Genomic DNA, 22,052 nt, shown 5'->3' with positions numbered 1-22,052 from the left:
AAGCTGATTAAAAGAGGGAAGCGCAGCCAAAGAGTTGCAGGCCATAAAGATAATCGACACCTGGGGCTGTAGGCAAGCAAAGCTGGAGCATAAGTGCTGGCAAAGCCAGGGGCTTTGCTTGGAAATAGTAAAAAGACAAGTGTTAACAGTTAAAATGCAAACAGGCTGAATTTTAACTGTTAACACTCGCTTTTAAACACTGAGCAATGCCCAGCTATCCGCCTTACTGAACGAGGAGCTTGGTAGAAAGCTGCTGCCCCGCTGCCTGCACCCGCACCACATACACGCCGGCGCTGAGGCCGGCCGCCTGCGGCAGGGCCAGGGTCTGCCGGCCCGCAGGCAGGTGGGTGGCCGGCAGCGTCAGCACGGCCCGGCCCATCAGGTCCAGCAGCTGCAGCTGCACGGTGCCGGCCTTGGGCAGGGAAAGCTGCACGGCCGTTTCACTGGTTACGGGGTTGGGAAACACCCGCAGGCCATACTGCTCGGCTACGGCCCGCGTACCGCTGGGCATGGCCAGGCGCACATTATCGAGGTAAATGGGGTTGCCGACCCGGCTGGTAAGCTGAAAGCGCAGCTGGAAGCGGGGGCCGATATAGCTCGGGTCGATGGCCACCTGCAAGGACTGCCAGTCGGCAGCATCGGTGGGCGTATAGCCGTCGACGCGCAGCGTGCCCATGGTGTTCAGGGTGGAGCTGAAATAAGATGCTGCCGTAGTCCAGGTTACGCCGCAGTCGCTGCTGAACTGTACCTGCAGGTTTTCGGCTACCGGCGTGGTGCGCTGGGCATAGGCGCGGTCGAATACCAGCACCGGCGGGTTGCTGGCGCTGAAGCCGGCCAGGCTGATGTTGGGCGAAGCCAGCCAAGTGGTGGTTCCGGTGGGAATCAGGTTGCTGCGCAGGGCCACGCAGGCGCTGCCTTCGCTTACCGCCAGGCTGCCGGCTACCGCGGCCCGGCGCTGCCAGGCCGCCAGCGTAGTGGAAGCACTGGAAGTGGATACCCAGTTGCGCAGGTCAGGCGCGGCAAAATTGTTGGGGAAGCCCGGGTTTTCGAACGACTCCGCAATGGGTGCGGTCAGGCCGCTGTTGGGGCCCACCACCTGCACCAGCTGGCTGCGGGTAACCACGGCGTTGCCGCCGGCCGTCGTGATGGCCAGGGTTACATCGTACTGGCCACTGGCCGGGTACGTAACGGTGGGGTTACGCTGCGAGGACGTGGCAGGCTGCCCGCCAGGGAACGACCAGCTGTACACGGTGCCGGGGCTTTGCAGGTCGGCATTGTAGGAATAGTCGTTGAAGGTAACCGTGCCGCCCTCGCAGATTTTGGAGTCGGAAGGCCGGAAAACGATAACCGGGGCGCAGGGGCCGCCCATGAAGCCGTCGTTGGTACCGGTAGCCAGCAGGTTGGCCGGGGTGCTGAGCTGGGCGCGGCAGCCCAGCTGCAAAGCCGCCCGCATCACGGCCCGCTGGCCCGTGGTAAACATGCGGGCGCAGCTGGCGTAGTCCATGTAGTTCTGCACGTTGGAGAGAATCTGCTGGCCGCTGGCATCCTGGCAGGGCGAAAAGGCCAGGTTGCAGCCCGACGCGCCGATGGTGTTGGGCGTGTCGGCAATGCCATCGTCGAGGCCGCAGTTGGTGGCCAGGCCGGGGGTGTTGCTGCCGCCCCAGGTGTGGGGCAGGCCGAAGTAGTGGCCAATCTCGTGGGTAAGGGAGCGGGCGGCAAAGTTGCCGCCGCCGGCCTGGCCGATGCTGCCAAACTGCGCGGCCCGGATAACGATGCCGTCGCCGCTGCCGCCCGTGCAGGGCAGGTAAGCGTAGCCGCCGGCCCCGTTGGCGTTGGTACAAATCCAGATGTTGAGGTACTTGCTCTGGTCCCAGGTAATGAGTCGCTTCACCCGGTCGTCGCCGATGTTGGTATCGGTGGAGTAGGTGCGGGTGATGCCCGTGGTGCAGTTGCCGTTGGGGTCTAGTTTAGCCAGCCGGAACTTAAAGCCCACGTTGGCGTAGCGCCCCTGGAAGTCGGGGATGACGCTGGCCGTGTCGCGGTTGGTCTTGCTGAAGTCTTCGTTGATGATGCGCAGCGCATCCTGCACCTGGGCGTCGGAGATGTTGTCGGCCCCACCGGTGTGAATGATGTGCATCACCACGGGCACGGTCACGTCGGGCTGGGAAAGCAGCCGGCCCTGCGCGTTGCGGGCCTGCTGGGCTACTTCCCGCAAAAAGCTCTGGTAGCGGGCTTCCGAACCGGGGTCGCGCCGGAAGGCAGCCTGCTGCACGCTGTCGAAGGCACAGCGCAGGCCAAAGCGATGTTCCGGGTAAGTGCGGGTAACTTCGGCTGGAGTCTGGGCCAGGGCCGGTGCCGCTAGTGCCATGAAAAATCCGCAGCCCAAGAGGGCAGTACGCAGCGAGGGTAAGCTTTTCAACATAGAAGAAAACAAGAAAAAGAAAGTGCCGATGCAGCAGCGTAGCGACACAACCGGCCGGCAGGGCCGTTTTGTTCCGCTTAGCGGCCGTGAAGATAAATCAGTTAGCGGCCCCAACCGTCGGCGCCGAGCAAGGGGACGAAGCGGAAGTCGGTAAATTCTTCACGCACGAAAGCTTCCGGGCCCTCGCGGGTGATGCGCACCATGCGCTGCAGCTGGGCATCGCCCACGGGAATGACCAGCTTGCCCCCCAGGCTGAGCTGGCGCAGCAGGGCCGGGGGCAGGGCGGGGGCCCCGGCCGTCACCAGAATGCGGTCGAAAGGGGCCCGTGCGGGCAAGCCCAGCGAGCCGTCGCCACAATACAGCCCCGCGTGGCCGGCGCCCAGGCTGGCCAGCCGCTCCCGCGTCCGCTCAAACAGGACCGGGTTGATTTCGATGCTGCTCACCAGCGCCGTGAGCTGCAGCAGCACGGCGCACTGATACCCCGAGCCGGTGCCAACCTCCAGCACGTGGTGCCCGGCTTCGACGTCGAGCAGCTGGGTTTGAAAAGCGACGGTGTAGGGCTGGGAAATAGTCTGGCCCTCCCCAATGGGAAAGGCTTTGTCCTGGTAGGCATGGGCTTCAAAGGCCGGCTCAAAAAAGAAGTGGCGCGGCACGGCTTCCAGCGCTGTCAGCACCCGCTCGTCGGCAATGCCCTTGCTGCGCAGCTCGCGCACCAGGGTGCGGCGCTGGCCACGGTGGCGGTATGAGTCGGGAGCAGTCAATTAGGAATGAACAATTTGCGTGAGCAAGTAGCTGCTGCGGGCCGATGGAACCCACCTTGGGGCCAGCTGTGCGCATTAAACCGGGAATATGGAGGTGGTAGCTTGCTGCTCGTTGCGAAAAACGCACGGCAAACAGCCCCCGGCCCTACCTTTGCCCAGCGTGTTGAGCTACCTTGGCCGCGAAAATAATACGCTACACCTCGCTTTGCAGCTTATCCGTCGATTTCAATACATCAAGCTCGTGGCCGCCGACTTCGGTGCCGCCTTACTGGCCTGGTTTTGCTTTTTTCTGCTCCGCAAGTACCTGCTCGATGAGCTCACCGGCTACCGCTTCACCGAAGGCGTGCTGTTTGAGCTCACCGGCTCGGCGGTTTTCATCGCCACGTTCTGGACTATACTCTACGCGCTGATTGGCGAATACCGCGACATCTACCGCAAGTCGCGCCTGGCCGAGATTATCCGCCTGGCCCGGGCTTCGGTGCTGGGCACCGTGGTAATCTTTTTTGCCCTGCTGCTCGACGACCAGGGGGTGAGCAACTATAAGGCGTACTACAAGACGTTTACGGCGTATTACTTAGTGCATTTTATGCTCACGGCTTTTCTGCGGACTTTGGCCGTGAGCAGCATTCAGCGCCTTATCCGGCGGGGCACCATATCCTTTCCTACGCTGCTGGTGGGCTCCAGCGCCCTGGCTCTGGAAACCTACCACGAGCTGCGCCGCACCGGCCGCCACCTGGGCCTGCGCCTGGTGGCCTTCGCCCCGGTAGGCGACACCATCGACCCCGCCCTGGCGGCCGAGCTGCCCACCCGCGGCACCTACAAGCGCCTGCCGGCCCTGGTGCGGGCCCTAAAGATTGAGCAGATTGTCATTGCCATTGAGCCCAGCGAGCACCGCCTTATTCAGGACATCCTGGCCTTGCTGGAAGGCACGCCGGCCCGCGTCAGCATCCTGCCCGACCTCTACCAGATGCTGCTGGGCTCGGTGAAAGTAAACCACCTGTTTGGCACCCCGCTCATTGAAATCAAGCAGGACCTGCTGCCGGTGTGGCAGGTGGTGGTGAAGCGCATCTTCGACATCGTGGCTTCCAGCCTGTTTCTGATTCTGGCCTGGTGGGTGTATGCCTTCACGGCCGTGATGGTGAAGCTTTCCTCGCCCGGGCCGGTGTTTTACCGGCAGGAGCGCATTGGCCGCAACGGCCAGCCGTTCCGCATCATCAAGTTCCGCTCGATGTACATCGACGCCGAGAAGATGGGGCCGGCCCTGAGCTCCGACCGCGACCCCCGCATCACGCCCTGGGGCCGCTTCATGCGCAAGGTGCGCCTCGACGAGCTGCCGCAGTTCTGGAACGTGGTGAAGGGCGACATGAGCATTGTGGGTCCCCGCCCGGAGCGCCAGTACTTCATCGATAAAATCGTCAAGATTGCGCCCCACTACCGCCACCTGCACCGCGTGCGCCCCGGCCTCACCTCCCTGGGCCAGGTGAAGTATGGCTACGCCGAAACCGTGGAGCAGATGGTGGAACGCCTCAAGTTCGACATCCTCTACATCGAAAACATGAGCCTGGCCATGGACTTCCGCGTACTGCTGTATACGCTGAAGATTATTGTGGAAGGGCGGGGGAAGTAGCTTTTGATGTGCTGATGTGCTGATGTGCTGATGTGCTGATGTGCTGATGGGCTGATGGGCTGATGGGCTGATGGGCTGATGGAGGAAAAAAGAACTTTATGCTGAGCATTCCGCGCATCAAGCGGCGTCGCAGCGAAGGCTAAGCATCTCTGCCACGAGAGTAAACTCAATAGATTGGATTACTGCCACGGGCAAGATGCTTCACTGCGTTCAGCATGACGTGCTTATTACCTCATCAGCACATCAAATAATCAGCACATCAATCCGTCCGTATCTTTGCAAGCGCGGCCAGCCGGAACTTTCACTTCCCTGGGTGGTTTGCACGTACTATGAATACCGAATCAACCGGAGCGTCGAAAGGGCGCGTACTCGTCGCCATGAGCGGCGGCATCGACTCATCCGTAGCGGCCGTGCTGCTGCATGAGCAGGGCTACGAAGTGGTGGGCATGACCATGAAAACCTGGGACTATGCCTCGGCCGGCGGCTCGAAGAAGGAAACCGGCTGCTGCTCCCTCGACAGCATCAACGACGCCCGCACCGTGGCCGTGGAGCTGGGCTTCCCGCACTACATCATCGACATCCGCGACGAGTTCGGGGACTTTGTCATCAACAACTTTACCGACGAGTACCTGGCCGGGCGCACGCCCAACCCCTGCGTGCTCTGCAACACCCACATCAAGTGGGATGCGCTGCTGCGCCGCGCCGACCAGCTCGGCTGCCAGTTTATTGCCACCGGGCACTACGCCAACGTGCGCCAGGATGCCGAAACCGGCCGCTACGTGGTAAGCAAAGGCCTGGACGATAACAAAGACCAGAGCTATGCGCTGTGGGGCGTCAGCCAGGCCAGCCTGGCCCGCACGCTGTTTCCGCTGGGGGGCATGCGCAAAACCGAGATTTACGAGGAAGCCCGCCGCCGGGGTTTCCACGACCTGGTGAACAAGCCCGAGAGCTACGAAATCTGCTTTATACCCGACAACGACTACCGCGGCTTCCTGCGCCGGCGGGTGCCGGACCTGGAGGCGCGCGTGGCCGGGGGCAACTTCGTGACCAAAAGCGGGCGCGTTATCGGCAAGCACGAAGGCTACCCGTTCTATACCATTGGGCAGCGCAAAGGCCTGGGCGTGGCCCTGGGCTACCCGGCGTTCGTGCTCGAAATCCGGCCCGATACCAACGAGGTGGTGCTGGGCAACTACGACGAGCTGGCCAGCACCGCTACGGTAGTCGGTAAGCTCAATCCCGGCAAGCACGCCAGCCTGGAAGGGCGCGGCCTGGTACCGGCCTTCGTGAAGGTGCGCTACAACCACGACGGCGCCCCGGCCTTCCTGGAGCAGGTGGGCGACAAAATCCGCGTGTACTTCGAGGAGCCCGTGCATGCCATCACTCCCGGGCAGGCTGCCGTGTTCTACGACGGACGCGACGTGCTGGGCGGCGGCTGGATTGAGCGCCACGTTATCGGAGAAATTCCGCTACCTTTTCCGGCCAATGCCGTAGTGGAAGGCTAATAAATCGCTGTTTAACGGTGGCTGGCGAAGCACTGGCTTTGGTTTCTGGTTTCTAATTGTCGTTCTGACATGAAACCCGGAGCCAGCAACCAACAACCTGCTACAATGCGCCGCGCACCAGTTCGTGCGTAACAGCAGTAATAAAGTGCCTTTGCCGCCGTTGTTTTGATTTCTTCTATGAAAGTCCCGGTACGTTCCATGAGTCGCAGGTGCCAGGCGCTGGCATCGTCCCTGGTTTTGGCCGGGCTGCTGGCTGTCGCAGGCTGTGAAAACAACTCGGTGCCCATGCCCGACGCCGGCAAGGACTACTACCCGCTGGAAGCCGGCACCTACCGCATCTACAACGTTACCGATAGTACCTACCGGCAACATATTCTGCAGCCGGTGGAGCGCTATCAGATTCGGGAAAGCATTGCGGCCACCGACGCATTTACCGATGCTGCGGGCAACAAGGCGTACCGGGTAGTGCGCTCCAGGCGCATTCCTGCGGTGAGCATGAACTGGGAAGCCGACAGCGTGTATGTGCTGACCGGCACGTCGCAAACCGTATCCCTGGTGAGAAACAACCGCCGCACCGTGGAGCTCATTTTCCCGGTTCGTGAAGGCCGCACCTGGAACATGCATGCCTTTACCAGCAGCGGGGGCGACACCATCACCAACCAGAACCGGGTATTCCGTAACCTGGGGCAGTCCTTCTCGCTGACAACCGCGACCACGGGAGTGCCCGCCGTCACCAAGGTGTACCCCGAAACGGTAACCGTGGATGATACCGGCGACGAGCACACGGCCAACGACGCCTGCTACCTGCGTACCTACCGGCAGATTTTTGCCAAAGGTGTGGGGCCGGTGCTGCGCTACCGCCGCAACTTTTCCTATGCGCCGCCTACTACCGGGACGTGTGAGCGGTCGACGGGCCGGGTTTTCTTTGGCACCTCCCGGCACGAGGCCCTGGTAGAATACGGCCGTTGAGAAACTAGTTTGACGCTCGGCTTGTCCTGAGGCTGCCGGGCTTCTTGGTAGTACCCGCTTCGCTGGGTTACTTTTGGCGGGCAGCCCTCGCGTCATTCTGTCCGTCTGGCTTCTGTTATCAATCTGCGTAATGAAAAACCTTTTCTTTGGTGCGGTAGCGCTGGGCTTGCTGGGAACCCTGGCGGCAGCGCCCGCGGCCGCTCAGGGCACCGTGCGGCGCCACATGGTGTATTTCAACGATAAGAACGGTACCCCGTTTTCCGTTGCGCAGCCGCAGAGCTTTCTGTCGGCCCGGGCCCTGGCCCGCCGCACCCGGCAGAACATTGCCGTAACGGCCCGCGACCTGCCCGTGAACCCGGCCTACGTAACCCAGGTGCGCAACGTGCCCGGCGTGCAGGTGCGCTACCGCTCGCGCTGGTTTAATGCAGTGGTGGTAGAGTGCGACTCGGCCAGCCTGCGCAACATTGCTGCTCTGCCCTCGGTACGGACGGCCCAGACCCTGAACCGGGGCCCCCGCCCCGTGCCGTCGCCCAGCCCCTCGGCTCAGGTGCCGCCCACGCTGCAGCGCAGCACCCTGGGCACGCGCAGCCAGTACGGCCCGGCTTTTAAGCAGAACCAGATTATCGGCGCCATTGCCATGCACGATGCCGGCTACCGCGGCGAAGGCATGCACATTGCCGTGTTCGATGCGGGCTTCCCGGGCGTCGATCAGATTCCGGCCATGCAGCCGCTGTTTGCCCAGCAGCGCATTGTGGGCACCCGCAACTTTGTGGATGGCGGCACCTCCGTTTACCTGCGCCACAGCCACGGCACCAACTGTGTGTCGGCCATTGCCGCCGAGCAGGACGGGTTTTATATCGGTTCGGCCCCGCGGGCGAGCTTTCACCTCTGCATTACCGAAGATATCAACTCCGAACACCCCATTGAGGAAGCCAACTGGCTGGTAGCGGCGGAGTATGCCGACTCGGCCGGGGTAGATATCATCAGCTCCTCGCTGGGCTACACCACGTTTGACGCGCCCTCGCGGTCCTACACTTACGCCGACATGAACGGCCGCAACGCCATTTCTACCCGGGCAGCTACCATGGCCGCCCGGACTGGAATACTGGTGGTGAGCGCCGCTGGCAACGAAGGCGACGACCCCTGGCACTTCATCTCGGCTCCGGCCGATGCCGACTCCATCATGACGGTCGGGGCCATCGACTCGCTGGGCCAGCACGCCAACTTCAGCTCCTATGGGCCCACCTTCGACGGCCGCATAAAGCCCACGCTGGTATCGCAGGGAGTGGCCTCGGCGGTGCTGGCGCCGTCTGGCCGGGCCTTCCGCGGCAGCGGCACCTCCTACGCCTGCCCCATTCTGGCGGGCATGGCGGCGGGCTTCTGGCAGGCCAATCCCACTCTGACGGCCCAGCAGGTGATTGCAGCCCTGCGCAACACCGCCACCCTGGCTACCACCCCCAACAACATGCTGGGCTATGGTATTCCGCACTTTGTGCGGGCCTACAATGCGCTGAACCCCAACTCGCCTCTTGCCGCCCAAAGCGCAGCGGCGGGAGGCGCCAAGCTGGCCATCTTCCCCAACCCCAGCGGCGACGGCCCCCTGATGCTGGCCCTGCCGGCGGAGCTGCGCGGCCGCGCGCTGCGGGTGCGCATTCTGGATACGCGGGGTGCCACGGTGAGCCAGCAGCAAATTCCGGCTACTACGGCCGGCGAAGCGGCGGTGCGCCTGGGCAAGCTGGCCAAGGGAAGCTACGTATGCGAAGTAAGCGCAGGGGAGACCCGCCGCACGGCAACCTTTATCCAGCAGTAATAGCTGAGACTACACACTCTCAAGTAATTAAAAAGGAGCCTTAGGGCTCCTTTTTTTATGAATCAAAAAATGACCAATGCGTTTGCAATTGCTACTTTATTTAGCTAATTTTAAACCATCTTTCAATGCTAAAATTTTTGACAGCATCATGTTGCAACTCATGACCTCCAAGCGCATTGGGCGCCGCCAGTTTCACTTTACCGTGCAGGGCAACAACTTTCACGAAACGGTTGCGGAATACGAGCGCCTGAGCTTTTCCGACGTCGCCGCCTGCGGCATATGTGGCTCCGACAACCTGGACCTGACCAGCCGCGTGGCCCAGGGCAAGTTCAAGTACACGTCGGTGAAATGCCGCGACTGCCGTGCCGACGTCACCTTCGGCAAGCGCGAAGACGACGACCAGACGGTGTTCCTGCGCAAGAAGGAAGGCGGCCTGCCCGGGGAGCTGGACTGGCGCCCCTTCGAGAAAGGGGATAAGTAAGCTCCTGGCGTTTTCCGTTTTTGTAGGAAAAGTGAAGCAGTGATGAGCGTAGTCGCTCCGCGCTGCTTCACTTTTCGTTTAGGCCTGGTTACTCATAACTCAGGCTGGGCTGCCGTTCTTTGCAGTATCATTCGGTTTTACCCTTCACTCATTCTCACCTGCAGACTATGTTTACTGGCATTATTGAAGCGCTTGGCACGGTTGTCGGCGTCGAAACCCAAGGCAGCAACTGTCATTTCACGGTGCAGTCGCCCTTTGCCAGCGAGCTGCAGATTGACCAGAGCGTAGCCCATGACGGCGTGTGCCTGACCGTAGTGGCAGTCGATGCAGCCTCCGGTACCCACGTGGTAACGGCCATTGACGAAACGCTAAAGAAAACCAACCTGGGCCAGTGGCAGCCCGGTCGTAAAATCAACCTGGAGCGCTGCCTGGCCGCTAATGGGCGCTTCGATGGCCACATCGTGCAGGGCCACGTGGATGCCACGGCCGAGTGCGTGCGCGTAGAAGACCAGAACGGCTCCTGGCTGTTCCGCTTTCACCACGCGCCCGGGCCGGGCTTCCTCACGGTAGAAAAAGGGTCCATCTGCGTGAATGGCACCAGCCTGACCTGCTTTGAAAGCACCAACACCGGCTTTACCGTGGCTATTATTCCGTACACGTACGAGCATACCAGCTTCCATCAGCTCCGGGCCGGCGACACGGTAAACCTGGAGTTCGACATCGTGGGTAAGTATGTAGCCAAGCTTTTGGGCCGGTAGCAGCAGCGGCACGCTCCCAAGCTAGCTGTTGTTGCCTGAGCTCCTGCTGGGCACTGTTCCATAACCTGCGCTTGCTGCCACCATGATGAAATTGCCAGCCGTCCTTGTTGTACTGGCAGTCCTGTTAGCCAAGCCGGCTGCTGTTGCCCAGCGTTTTGAAGGGGTGTGGTACGGGCTGGGCCAGTACGGGCTGCTGGAGCTGGCAATAGACCACGACAGCCTCCGCATCCGGCAAGTGGACGTGGGGCAGCCTACCCTGAGCCTGGCAGCGCGCTATAAACACGGGGCCAGGCTTCCCATTGCGCAAGTCGTGGCTTTGGGCGAGCGGCATCTGCTTATTGTCCGGCAGGGCGTCGACAGCCTGCGCTACTCGGGCATTGTGCTGTTTGATTACGTGCCGGGCCACCATTTTCAGCTGGCCTGGAATGCGCCCGATACCCTGGCCCGCAGCCCACAGGCATTGGCGCGCCTGCAGGCCCAGGACCGCCGGGTGCTCTTTGGGGACTATTACTACAGCGCCCGCTTCATCAACGAGCTTCAGCGACTGAGGCCGATTGATGAAATGACCAAACCGGAGTTTGAGCGTTATTTTGCGCGGTATGCCGATAAAGTAAGGCAGGCCACGCGCCGCTTTGAGGCAAACGAGCCCAATTATCGGTATGTGTTTGCCAGCCAGCTGCCCGGCTACAATTTTGCCCTGGCCACGCAGGCGCTGTTGGAAGAAGGATTTTGCCCGCTGTACGACGAGTACGCGGTGCAGGCCCTCTACCGCCGGTTTTACAGCAGAAAAGCGCTGGATAAGAAGGTGAAGGCTATTCTGGGCAACTGAAGTCGCTGCCTACGGTCGCAGGGCATTCGGTTCCTGTCGCTGGGGCTGATGAAACAGTGAAGCTGCTGTCAGGCAATGTGGTTGAATTAAAATCCAGGCTTTTGAGTAGTTAGCTGGGCCATAACAACTACCAGCCGACCGGCGTAGGAATAGCATCTTCCACCTATTCATTCTGTCATGTCTAAACGCGAATTGATTGAGCCCCACGAGGGCGATAAGCGCTATGCCCGCCGCGACGAAAACGGACGGTTCAAGGAAATGGACGACCAGCACCGCTCCCTGTCGCAGGATGTGCGCAAGCCGGCCAAGAATAAAACCACGCCCGGACAGGGCGACCGGGGCGACCGTCAAACCGGAAAAGCCGCCCGCTAATAGAGTTTCTTCACGGCAATGTTAAACGCCCGGGTGGCCCTGCAAGCAGGGCCACCCGGGCGTTTAACATTGCCGGCAACAGCTCAGGCCTGTGGCGGCCTGGGCGCCGACAGCCGGTGGAAGGCCTTGGTGGCCCCAAAGGCCAGCAGGGCACCAACTAAAGCGCCGCCCAGCACATCAGTGAGGTAGTGAGCGCCCAGGTACAGGCGGCTGTAGGAAAGCAGCAGGGCCCAGGCAAACACCAGGAGCTGCAGCCACAGAAACCGGCGGGGCGGCAAGGCCAGCAGCAGAAACACGGCCAGGGCCATGGAGTTGGAGGCATGCGAGGACAGGAAGCCGAACTGCCCCCCACAGCCATCGGGCAGGTGCAGCAGCTCGCGCAGGCCCGGCTCGTGGCAGGGGCGCAGCCGCCCAAAATAAGGCTTGAACAAGCGGCTGGTAATCAGGTCGGCCAGCGAAACGGCTCCAATCAGCAAGGGCAGCAGAAACAGCGCCCGCTGCCGGTACAGGAAAATCAGGTAGGCAATCAGCAGGGCATAGAACGGGTACCACACATTGCGGTCCGAGGCAAAGGTCATTACCGCGTCGAGCAGGGGCGTATGCGTGCCGTTCACAGCCAGCACCACCGCGCGGTCGAGGGCCTGAATGGAGTTGAAGTCTACCAATGAAGAGCTTAGAGTCATGACATGGCGGCAGTGCGGGTGGTATGGCAGCAGAGGGGCTGGAGGACGCCACCTACTAGGCTGTAATCCAATCGACGCCCTTGCGCAGCCAGTCCAGGGTGCGGGCCTCGGCAGAGCCTGGGGCAGGCGGAGCCGGGTTATAGGCCCAGCCCGTACGCGGCGGCAGGCTCATCAGGATGGACTCGGTACGGCCGCCGGTTTCCAGGCCAAAGCGGGTGCCGCGGTCGAAGGCCAGGTTAAACTCGGCGTAGCGGGCGCGGCGCAGGGTTTGCCAGGCTTCTTCGGCCGAGCCAAAGGGTAGGGCGCGGTTCTCGGCCATGAGCGTGCAGTAGAAGGGGCCAAACAGCTCGGCTACGTCGCGCATAAAAGCGAAGAGCTGCTCGGCGCTGCCGTCTTTGCCCACGGTGAGGCGGTCGTAGAAAATGCCGCCCACGCCGCGGGTTTCCTGGCGGTGAGGCAGGTAGAAGTAGTCGTCGGCCCAGCGTGTGAAGCGGGGGTAGTAGGCGGGGTCGTGGCGGTCGCACACTGCCTTCAGGGCCAGGTGAAAGCGGCGGGCCTGGGCCTCATCTACATAGATGGGGGTTAGGTCGATGCCGCCGCCGAACCAGGCTTCGCCATTGCCGGCCTCGAAGTAGCGCACATTCATGTGAATGATGGGCACGCGCGGGCTGCGCGGGTGCAGCACCACGCTTACGCCGGTAGCGAAAAAGTGCGGGTCGGGCATGTGCAGCTGCCGGACGGCGGCTTCGCTCATCTCGCCCCACACGGCGGAGAAGCCGACGCCGCCTTTTTCCAGAACCTGGCCATTTTCGAGCACTTTGGAGCGCCCGCCGCCGCCGCCGGGGCGCTGCCATTCGTCGGTACGGAAGCGGGCCGGGCCGGCATCGGCAGCTTCCAGCTGCTGGCACAGGCGCAGCTGAAAGTCCGCCAGCCAGGCTTCGATTTCGGGACGCAGGGAGGGAAGGGGGGCTGTAGTAGGCAAGGTGCAGGAAGTTTTATCGAACCCAGAATTCCTGGAAGCCGGGGAATGGTGGCGGAAGTACCGCAGCATCGGGGCAGCAGGAGCTCATCAATCAGCAAAGCTACTGGCTGGCGTAGTTAAGCGCCTGGTCTGTCTGTTCGGCTATTTCGCCAAGTCAGGAATTCCTACGGGCCATTCTGCTTTTGTGTGGCACGAGCCCAGGGGAATTTATATGTGCCGAGCAGCCACCACAGGCGTAGCTGAAAAATTACGGTGAGCTAAGTGGCATTGATTTCAAGTAGCACGGGCAGATGCCGGGCGCGGGCGCTGCCGTACTTTTGCAGCCCCACCTGCCCCGACCTATGACTGCTGAAACTGCTGCTTCTTTTCCTGCCGAGGCCCCCGCGGCTTCGCCCGCTTCCCAGAACCTGACCCTGCTGCGCCGGGCTTACGGCCTGATGCTTACGGCTGCCGAGATGGCAGCCCTCTACGAAGACCAGAAGGCCACGGCATCGCGCTACGTGCACGCCACCGCCCGGGGCCACGAAGCCATACAGCTGGCCGCCGCCTTTCAGCTCACCGAAACCGATTTCGCCGCGCCTTACTACCGCGACGACGCCCTGCTGCTGGGCCTGGGCCTGCGCCCCTACGAGCTGATGCTGCAGCTGCTGGCCAAGGCCGACGACCCCTTCAGCGGGGGGCGCACCTACTACGGACACCCCAGCCTGCGCCGGCCCGGCGTGCCGGTTATACCCCACCAAAGCTCAGCCACGGGCATGCAGGCCATTCCCGCCACGGGCGCTGCGCACGCTATTGCCTACTTCGAGCGCCAAGGGCTGGCTCAGCCCCGGGCGGCCGAGGTGAAAGCTGATGGAACCGAGGCGCCGGTGGTGCTGTGCTCGATTGGCGATGGCGCCATGACCGAAGGCGAGGTGTCGGAAGCCCTGCAGATGGCTATTCTGCACCAGCTGCCCATTGTTTACCTGGTGCAGGACAACGACTGGGGCATTTCGGCCACCGGCCAGGAGATGCGCGCCATGGATGCTTACGAGTTTGCCGCCGGCTTCCCCGGTCTGTACCGCCTGCGGGTGGACGGCGCCGACTTCGAAAGCTCCTACCGCGGGCTGGAAGCGGCATTTGCCCACGTGCGCAGCCGCAAAGGCCCGGCCCTGGTGCACGCCAAGTGCCCCTTGCTGGGCCACCACACCAGCGGCGTGCGCCGGGAGTGGTACCGCGGCGACAACCTGGGCCACCACCAGCAGCTGGACCCGCTGCCCAAGCTGGAGCAGCGCCTGCTGGAGCTGGGCGTGCCGGCCGCCGAGCTGGAGCAGCTGGCTGCCGATGCGCGCCGCACCGTGCAGGCCGACTGGCAGCAGGCCCTGGCCGCGCCCAACCCCGACCCGGCAACCTTTGCCGAGCATGAGTTTGCCCCGGCCGCTGTGACCGCCGAAGCCGGTGAGCGCAGCCCCGCCGGCGCCGACAAGGCCCTGATGGTAGATGCCGCCCTGCACGCCGTGGATGACATCCTGCGCGAGTTTCCCGAAGCCCTGTTCTACGGGCAGGACGTGGGCGGTGAGCTGGGCGGTGTGTTCCGCGAAGCCGCCCTGCTGGCCAAGAAGTACGGCGACAGCCGGGTGTTTAATACGCCCATTCAGGAGGCCTACATCGTGGGCAGCACGGCCGGCATGTCGGCCGTAGGGGCCAAGCCCATTGTAGAAATTCAGTTTGCCGACTACATCTGGCCGGCCCTGAACCAGCTGGTGGAGGAGCTGTCCAAGTCCTGCTACCTCACCATGGGCAAGTTCCCCGTGCAGTCCCTGATTCGGGTGCCCATCGGGGCTTATGGTGGGGGCGGGCCCTACCACTCTGGCTCCATTGAGAGCACCCTGCTCACCATTCGCGGCATTAAAGTGGTGTACCCCAGCAATGCGGCCGACATGAAGGGCCTCATGCGGGCGGCCTTCCTCGACCCCAACCCGGTGGTGATGCTGGAGCACAAAGGCCTGTACTGGAGCAAGGTGCCCGGCACCGAGGATGCCAAAACCGTAGAGCCGGCTGCAGGCTATGTCATCCCCCTGGGCAAGGCCGCCGTGGCCCAGGAGGCCGACCTCGAGCAGCTACGCCGGGGCAACACCTGCCTGGTGGTAACCTACGGCATGGGTGTGTACTGGGCCAAAGCCGCCAGCAAGGACTACCCCGGTCAGGTGGAAATTCTGGACCTGCGCACCCTGAATCCCCTGGATTTCGATGCAGTAGCTACCGCGACGCGGCGCCACGGCAAAGTACTGGTGCTCACCGAGGAGCCCTTGCTGAACAGCTTCGCCGAAAGCCTGGCCGGGCGCATTCAGCGCCATTGCTTTGAGGCGCTCGATGCGCCGGTTTTCACCTACGGCGCGGCCAACCTGCCGGCCATTGCCCTGAACGTTGAGCTGGAAAAGCAGATGCTACCCAGCGCGGCCAAAGTAGCCGGGGTGCTTGGCGAGCTGCTTTCTTATTAGTGCCTGGTGCTTAGTGCCTGGAAATTTGCCAATCTACACCAAGCACCAAGCACTAAAATGGATAGCCTATGCCCAGGTTGAACGCCAGGCCATAGTTTCTTTCGGTGTAGAGCTTGTCGAGCACCCAGCGCCGGCCATCGAGGGCGGTTGGGTCGTAGACTTTAGCGGCCATGTCGAGGCGCAGAATCAGGAAGGAGAAGTCGAAGCGAATGCCGACCCCGCTGCCGACGGCTACGCCCAGATTGCTCAGGCTAAAGCGGGCCGCCTCCTGCCCGCCCGCCTGCAGCGTCCAGACATTGCCAAAGTCCGTGAACACGGCCCCTTTCACGAAAGAGTACACCGGGAACCGGTATTCTACGCTTCCTTCCAGCAGCAGCTCGCCGGGCTGCTCGGTGAGGCGGTCGCGCTCGCCGGTGGCGGCAATTCGGGTGGCATAGCTGCCCGTGCCCAACCGACGGGGCTGCCAGGCGCGTACGCTGGAGCCGCCCCCGGCAAAAAAGTACTTGTCGTAGGGAACAGCCCGCTTGTACTCCTTAAATTCCACGTTGTTGCTATCGGTACTGGTTACTTCCGAATACGCTAAAGCCGAAACAACGCCACCGTTGAGGCGGTACGCGAAATAGGTGCGGGGCGTAAGGCGGTAATACCGGCGGTAGTCGACGCTCAGGCGGGCAAACTGGTACACGTCGAGGTTAAACCAGGACGCGTCCTTGTAAAGGTTGCGGGTCAGGCCGCCCACTTCGGCCGTCACGCGGAAGTACTGAGCATTGCGGGTCTGGTTGAAGTCGTTGGAGTTATACAGCGAGGTAAAGGCCATGCTGGGCTCGTAGAGCTCCACAAAGCTGCGGTAGAGGGGGAAGCCTTCATCGCGCAGCTCGTAGAGGCGCTTGCGGTAGGCGTCGCTAACCCGGGCCGCATTAATTACATTGATAACAACGGGGGAAAAGACATACTGATGGAAGGCCGACTTCTGCCAGATATAGTCGTAGGTAAACTCCAGGTTGGTACGGGTGAACAAGGTCCGGTTGACGTAGGTCTCGGACAGGGTAAAGCGGGTTTTGGGATTGTAGCGGCTGAGAAAGCGGCTGCTGCGGAAAGGCAGCAGGAACTGGGGCAGCACCAGCGCCGCCGTCGCCCCAAACTGCACGCTGTAGGTATCCGTGTTGGGGGCACCTCCAACGGGGTTGAATTGCCCTTCCAGGCCAGCGCGTACGCCTACCTCCAGCACCTCGGCGCCCCCAAACGGGTTGCGCGTTTTCAGGCGCAGGTTGATGAAGGGCCCGGGAATATTGGCAACGAACGTACCGCCAAACTCGGTGGTTTCCTGGAACTTCTCCAGTGGCGTGGCGCTGATTATGGCATCGAGCTGCCCGGTGTTGGGGACTGTGGCGCTGCTATCGGCAGAGGCGGAGCCCTCAACTTTGCGGTAGCTCACTGTGTTAAAGCGGAACATGTCCAGGTCGGCCAGCAGGCGCTGGGTTTGCTGGGTGCGCTGCAGGCTGTACAGCTGCCCGGGCCGCAGCGAGATTTTGCGCGCCAGCAGCTTAGTGCTGAACTTTTGCTTGAAGGCGGCGAAGTGTACCGAGTCAGTTAAGGTGGTGTCGGTGCGGATGCTGAGGCGGGGCAGGGGGGCGCCGGGCTGGCCGGCGCGCCGCACGGTGTCGCCGGGGAGGGGGTTGAGGGTGCCCAGGGTGCCGGCATCGGTGACCATGCTTACCTGGCGCAGCGAATACTTGCGGTGGCCGCTCTCCTCGCTGGGGTTGGCAATGAGCGTGCGCAGCCGTACGGTGAAGGGCGTAAAGCTTGTATCGGCCTCCAGCGTGATGTACTGCTGACGAAAATCGTAGTAGCCCGCGTTTTTCAGCACGGTTTCGAGCCGGACCCGTTCCTGGCCAATGAGGCTTTCCTGGTAGCGCTCGCCGGTACGCAGCAAGGTTTCGCGCTGATGCTGGCGCAGCACCTGGGCCACGCCGGAGTCGGGTATGGTTTGCGTGAGCCGGCTGATGAGGAAGGGCCGGTTTTCGTTGATGGTGTACGTTACCGTGACGCGGCGGTGGGGGCGGATGGCGCCGGTAGAGTCGCGCCGGGGCCGCTCATTGCGCAGGCCCACCCCGTAGAGGAAGCCCCGCCACAGGCCCCGCTTGGTGCGGGCGGTGTCTGTGGCCTGCACCTGGGCCCGGAAGAAGCCTTCCGAGTGCAGAAAGGTTGTCATCTGCTCTACGGTTCGCTGGGTCAGGGCCGGGTTATACACCACGGGTGGCTCGCCCAGACGCATGATGGCGTTGCCCTTGTCGAGTGCCAGCTGCTTGCGCTTGATAAGCCGCTCGCGCCGGGCCAGCAGCCGGCCCAGCTTAGCGGAGTCGGTGCCGGCTTCCTCCATGCGCTTGTTGTAGGTAGTCCGGATGCGCTCCATCTTTTTCTGAATCTTGGTAGAATCGTAAAAGGTGTAGCCGAGCTGGTAGATGGCCAGTTTGGGCAGGGGCCAGTTGGTGTTGGGCTTTTGCTGGGCCAGGGCGCGCAGGCGCTCTTCATCGGCTTGGTCAACGCCCTTTATTTCCAGCTTGCTGAGCAGGCGCTGGCCCGGCCGGAGCAGCCGAATGGGTGAGCAGGCCGCCAGCAGCAGGCCCGGCAGCACCAAAAGCCACCAGCGCTTCCGACTTTTGTACCCCAGGGGCATTAATTGCAGCAATGATTTCAAAAGCTCAAGCGAAATATGTGCAGTCTCTGCACCAGAAAAAATACCGGCAGCGCCACGGCGCTTTTCTGGTAGAGGGAGGAAAAAGTGTATTAGAACTGCTAAGTTCCGGCATGGAAACGGAACAGGTGCTACTCACAGCTGAGTTTGCTGACCAAAACCGTGCCCTGCTCCCCTCCGGGCCGGCTTATACCCTGGCTACGGAAGCGGCCCTGACCCAGCTGGGCACGCTGGCAACCAACACCACCGCCCTGGCTGTGGCCCGCCTTCCCCAGGAGGCCGACCTGCTGCCTGCTTTGCCAACCAGCTCCCTGGTGCTGGCCCTGGACCAGGTGCGTGACCCCGGCAACGTGGGCACCCTTATCCGGCTCGCCGACTGGTATGGCCTGCCGGGGGTGGTGCTTAGTGAAACCTGTGCCGACCCGTATGCGCCTAAAACTGTGTCGGCTACCATGGGCTCCTTTGCCCGCGTGAAGGTGTGGAGCCGGGACTTGCCCACCTGGCTGCAGAGCCTGCCCCCCGAGGCCCTGGTTTACGGCGCCGACCTGCATGGCGACAATGTGCACCACCTGCCGCTGCAGCCCGCCGGCGTGCTGGTAATGGGCAGCGAGTCGCACGGCCTCACGCCGGAAGTGGAGGCCTGCCTTACCCGGCGCCTGCACATTCCGCGCGGGCCAGGTGGCCGGGCCGAAAGCCTGAACGTGGCCATCTCGGCAGCTATTCTGCTTGATAATTTTTTTCGGCAGGTCTAAGCAGGCAGCAAAAAGCCCCGTCCGGAACGGGGCTTTTTTTCGGTGACGGGGCCGCGGGTGCTAGTAGCCGATGAAGTTGAGGCCAAAGCTCAGGACCTGGGCCTGGGGGCCGCGGTTTTCATTGAACAAGCTGTTGAGGTTGTACTTGGCGAAGAAAGTCAGCCAGTGAAAGCCAATCTGGCCTTGCAGCCCGTACTGCCAGTCGTTGAGGTGAAAGCGGCCGGAAACCTTGTCTTCGCGCTCGTCGTCGCTGCCGGCCAGGGTGTACTCCACCAGGGAGGAGCTGCTCAGCCGGTAGCCGGCAAATCCGCCTGCCCCAACGGAGAGCGTGTTCTTACCCCGGGCGTTGCGAAGCCGCAGATGGAGCATGAGCGGCATGTTCAGGGTCGTTACCAGCATGCGGGCCTTGTCAACCTGCACGTCGTTGGGGGCCCGCTCGGCGAGGGTGCGGCCATTGCGCTCTACCCATACTTCATTGCCGCGCAGCTCTAAGTCGTTGAAGGAAAGCTGCGGGCCCAGGGTAAAGGCCATGCGGGTATGCTTGTGGGTGAACAGGGGAAACACATAGTCCAAGCCCACATTCACATAGTTGGAGCCCCAGGTGCTGAGGGAGGGCACGCCGCCGGTGGCATTGGTCTCGCGGTTTACCAGGGTGTTCAGGCCAAAGTCGAAGCGCAGCTCCACGCGGTGCTTCTCGCCTTTGTTTTTCTTGCGGGTCGTATCGGCCGGAGTTTTCGGCTTCTTGTCGTTGGTGTCGATGTCGATGTTATAAGACTTGCTGCCGCTGTCGTGATGCGTCACGTTCACGCCCAGGGCCTTGTTTAACGCCACGTCGACCCGGTTCGATTTCTGTTTCTTGTTGGCCGTGATGCGAATCTGCTCGGGCAGGTTCTGGCCCGGCTGGTCTTTGTCGGGATAAAATTCCATGGTCACCTTCTCGCTCGTGCCGGCCTGGGCAGCCGATTCGGCCTGTTTGATGTAGCCAGCCAGGCGGGTAGTCAGGGAGTCGAGGTGATAGGTGCTGAGCTGCCGCAGCTGGGCAGCGTCGCGTACCACCAGGGTGAGCGTGGCTTTGTTGGGCAGCCGCACCACGATAGTGTCTTTGGACAGGGGCTGGCCAAGGCGGCCGGCCTGGGCCCCTGGGCTGGTAACCAGGCCCAGCGAGAGGAGCAGAAGGAAAAGGTGAAAAGCGCGTTGCATGATTTCTGAGGGAAAGAAGATTATAATTCAATGGTTTTGCTGAGGGTGCGGTCGCCCAGCCGGGCATGCACCGTAACGTTGTCGGGCAAATTGGCTCGGTCGAGCAAGCCCTGCTTGGCATCGCGCACCGCCACAGTGGCGCGGTCCAGTAGCTTGCCCAATCCGCGGCGGGTCGGCAGCGGTGGGGCGTCAGCCCCCGGCGGCACATCGGCTACCGGCAATTCGCCACGGCGTACTTCCACTTCAATTACTCCCGCCGGACTGGCCGAGGCCGCAGCAGTAGAGGAGGGAGAAGCTACCGCAGCCACCACCGGAGCATCCCGTGCAGGCAGCTGCGGCTCCGGAGCCGGGGTGCCTGCGGCAGTCGGGCCCGACTGCCGGGGTTGCTGCTGGGCCAGCAGGCCGGCCGAAGCCTTGGCTGGTTTGCGAGTAGTTGCCTTGCCGGGCGCCGGGTAAGCTGTTGTGGCCGGTGCGAGGGGCCGGGCTGTGCTGGCTTCCGGGGCGCTAGATGAAGCACTGGCCAGGTCGGTTGCCTGTGCAGCCCGGTTTTTTTCAGCGAGCGGGCTTGCCGTGGCCAGGGCGGCCGGGCTGGCGGCGGCTTCGGCGCCAGGCGCTACCACACGGCCCTTGGAGCCGGGGGTATGGGTGCGGGCCAGCTCACCAGGGCCGGCGGGCTGCACGCGGCCGTTGAGCAGCAGGCCGGCGCCGCCGGCTACCAGCAGCAGGGCCACCACCGCCGCCACGGCCATGGGCCACCAGGCTGCTACCCGCCGCTTGCGGGGGCGCAGGTGCTCGTCTTCGAGCCGCTCCCACAGCTCGCGGCCGGGGGGCGTTACGTGGGCGCTGAGCTTGCTTTGATACAGGGTGTCGAGCCGCTCAATGGCTGGCTCGGCCTGTTCCGCCTGGGCCTGCTGGAGGCGAGCGAAGAGGGCATCCGCGGGTGGGGGCGTCGATGCGTGGTCGTCGAGCGAGCCGCGGAATAAGTTGTCAATATCTTCGGGGCGCATGATTTCTGAGCGTTAAGCGGTGACGGCAACCTGGCTGAGGCGGCGCTGCAGCATGGCCCGGGCCTTGCTGAGCTGCGACTTGCTGGTGCCTTCCGAGATGCCGAGCATCTCGGCAATTTCCTGGTGCCCGAACCCTTCCAGGGCGTAGAGGTTGAACACCGTGCGGTAGCCGGTGGGCAGGTCGGCCAGCAGGCTCATCAGGTCTTCGGCCTGCAGCTGGGTGTCGGCCGTGGCGGCGGTGGTGGCCAGGTTCTCGGGCTGGGCAAAGTCTTCCATCGATACGAGCATGCTTTCTTTCTGGCGCAGCAGCATCAGCGACTCGTTGACCATGATGCGGCGCACCCAGCCTTCGAAGCTGCCTTCGAACCGGTAGTTGGGCAGGGCCTTAAACATCTTGGCAAAGCCCATGAGCAAGGCTTCCTCGGCGTCTTCGCGGCGCTTGAGGTAGCGGCGGCACACGGTCAGCATCAGCCCCGCCAGTTGGTCGTAGAGCTGGCGCTGGGCCCGGTGCTCACCCCGGATACAGGCGGCGATAAGTTCAGCTTCGGTCACGTTAAAAGTTTGTCAACGACGGTGAGGGTAGGTTCTGGAGCGGCAGATGCACGGGGTTGCATGCAGGTTGCCTGGAAAATGAAAAAAAGTAGCTTGCAAACCCAAGTTGCGGGCTATAGGCCGGCTTGGTGGAGGGTGTGGGCAAAAATGAAGAGGGCAATTTTCAGGGCAAA

The 22,052-nt window shown here is 62.5% G+C and carries 18 protein-coding genes; 10 read left to right on the top strand and 8 right to left on the bottom strand.

The window, feature by feature from the left end:
* Positions 1–223 precede the first annotated feature (223 nt).
* Complete coding sequence (locus tag ABD919_RS11920; RefSeq protein WP_345236239.1) at positions 224–2,422, bottom strand: M43 family zinc metalloprotease; 2,199 nt, start codon at positions 2,420–2,422, stop codon at positions 224–226.
* A 101-nt stretch (positions 2,423–2,523) separates the two neighbouring features.
* Positions 2,524–3,183, bottom strand: coding sequence for a protein-L-isoaspartate(D-aspartate) O-methyltransferase (locus tag ABD919_RS11915; RefSeq protein WP_345236238.1), 660 nt, complete (start codon positions 3,181–3,183; stop codon positions 2,524–2,526).
* 160 nt (positions 3,184–3,343) lie between these two features.
* Here ABD919_RS11915 and ABD919_RS11910 point away from each other — a divergent pair, with 160 nt between their 5' ends.
* The 8 genes from ABD919_RS11910 (at position 3,344) to ABD919_RS11875 (ending at position 11,531) form a co-directional block, all read left to right on the top strand.
* Positions 3,344–4,810, top strand: a complete 1,467-nt coding sequence (locus ABD919_RS11910) for a sugar transferase (protein WP_345236237.1) — start codon at positions 3,344–3,346, stop codon at positions 4,808–4,810.
* A gap of 329 nt (positions 4,811–5,139) precedes the next feature.
* Complete coding sequence (mnmA, locus tag ABD919_RS11905; protein ID WP_345236236.1) at positions 5,140–6,312, top strand: tRNA 2-thiouridine(34) synthase MnmA; 1,173 nt, start codon at positions 5,140–5,142, stop codon at positions 6,310–6,312.
* 198 nt (positions 6,313–6,510) lie between these two features.
* Positions 6,511–7,281, top strand: a complete 771-nt coding sequence (locus tag ABD919_RS11900) for a hypothetical protein (protein ID WP_345236235.1) — start codon at positions 6,511–6,513, stop codon at positions 7,279–7,281.
* Between the two features lie 130 nt (positions 7,282–7,411).
* Positions 7,412–9,091, top strand: a complete 1,680-nt coding sequence (locus ABD919_RS11895) for a S8 family peptidase (protein ID WP_345236234.1) — start codon at positions 7,412–7,414, stop codon at positions 9,089–9,091.
* A 148-nt stretch (positions 9,092–9,239) separates the two neighbouring features.
* Positions 9,240–9,572 carry a hypothetical protein gene (locus ABD919_RS11890; RefSeq protein WP_345236233.1) on the top strand — a complete coding sequence of 111 codons (333 nt, stop codon included), beginning with the start codon at positions 9,240–9,242 and terminating at the stop codon, positions 9,570–9,572.
* A 167-nt stretch (positions 9,573–9,739) separates the two neighbouring features.
* On the top strand, positions 9,740–10,330 hold the full coding sequence (locus ABD919_RS11885) for a riboflavin synthase (protein WP_345236232.1): 591 nt from the start codon (positions 9,740–9,742) through the stop codon (positions 10,328–10,330).
* An 82-nt stretch (positions 10,331–10,412) separates the two neighbouring features.
* Complete coding sequence (locus ABD919_RS11880) at positions 10,413–11,159, top strand: hypothetical protein (protein WP_345236231.1); 747 nt, start codon at positions 10,413–10,415, stop codon at positions 11,157–11,159.
* A 177-nt stretch (positions 11,160–11,336) separates the two neighbouring features.
* A complete protein-coding gene (locus ABD919_RS11875; RefSeq protein ID WP_345236230.1) occupies positions 11,337–11,531 on the top strand; it encodes a hypothetical protein in 195 nt (64 codons plus the stop codon).
* An 83-nt stretch (positions 11,532–11,614) separates the two neighbouring features.
* Here ABD919_RS11875 and ABD919_RS11870 read toward each other — a convergent pair whose 3' ends face one another.
* Positions 11,615–12,214, bottom strand: coding sequence for a phosphatase PAP2 family protein (locus ABD919_RS11870; RefSeq protein WP_345236229.1), 600 nt, complete (start codon positions 12,212–12,214; stop codon positions 11,615–11,617).
* A gap of 55 nt (positions 12,215–12,269) precedes the next feature.
* Positions 12,270–13,196, bottom strand: coding sequence for an oxygen-dependent coproporphyrinogen oxidase (hemF, locus tag ABD919_RS11865; RefSeq protein ID WP_345236228.1), 927 nt, complete (start codon positions 13,194–13,196; stop codon positions 12,270–12,272).
* Between the two features lie 341 nt (positions 13,197–13,537).
* Here hemF and ABD919_RS11860 point away from each other — a divergent pair, with 341 nt between their 5' ends.
* Entirely contained in the window at positions 13,538–15,673 is a 2,136-nt protein-coding gene (locus ABD919_RS11860; protein WP_345236227.1) for an alpha-ketoacid dehydrogenase subunit alpha/beta, read from the top strand.
* Positions 15,674–15,725: 52 nt separating this feature from the next.
* Here the strand turns inward: ABD919_RS11860 and tamL are convergent, their stop codons facing one another.
* The gene (tamL, locus tag ABD919_RS11855) at positions 15,726–18,371 is read right to left on the bottom strand and encodes a translocation and assembly module lipoprotein TamL (protein WP_345236226.1); all 2,646 of its coding nucleotides are present in this window, start codon (positions 18,369–18,371) and stop codon (positions 15,726–15,728) included.
* On the opposite strand from tamL, the gene ABD919_RS11850 reads away from it, so the two are divergent.
* Positions 18,362–19,120: a TrmH family RNA methyltransferase gene (locus ABD919_RS11850; protein WP_425556410.1), complete on the top strand. Its 759-nt coding sequence runs from the start codon at positions 18,362–18,364 to the stop codon at positions 19,118–19,120. The genes tamL and ABD919_RS11850 overlap by 10 nt on opposite strands.
* 60 nt (positions 19,121–19,180) lie before the next feature.
* Here ABD919_RS11850 and ABD919_RS11845 read toward each other — a convergent pair whose 3' ends face one another.
* From ABD919_RS11845 to ABD919_RS11835, 3 genes are read right to left on the bottom strand one after another with little or no spacing between them, the layout of a single operon-like run.
* Positions 19,181–20,320 carry a porin family protein gene (locus ABD919_RS11845; protein WP_345236224.1) on the bottom strand — a complete coding sequence of 380 codons (1,140 nt, stop codon included), beginning with the start codon at positions 20,318–20,320 and terminating at the stop codon, positions 19,181–19,183.
* 20 nt (positions 20,321–20,340) lie between these two features.
* On the bottom strand, positions 20,341–21,327 hold the full coding sequence (locus ABD919_RS11840) for a hypothetical protein (protein WP_345236223.1): 987 nt from the start codon (positions 21,325–21,327) through the stop codon (positions 20,341–20,343).
* Between the two features lie 12 nt (positions 21,328–21,339).
* Positions 21,340–21,879 (bottom strand): RNA polymerase sigma factor, encoded by a 540-nt coding sequence (locus tag ABD919_RS11835; protein ID WP_345236222.1) that lies wholly within the window; start codon positions 21,877–21,879, stop codon positions 21,340–21,342.
* Between the last annotated feature and the right edge of the window lie 173 nt (positions 21,880–22,052).

This window comes from Hymenobacter saemangeumensis (assembly GCF_039541835.1).
GTDB lineage: Bacteria > Bacteroidota > Bacteroidia > Cytophagales > Hymenobacteraceae > Hymenobacter > Hymenobacter saemangeumensis.
This window is presented reverse-complemented; position numbering and strand designations above follow the sequence as displayed.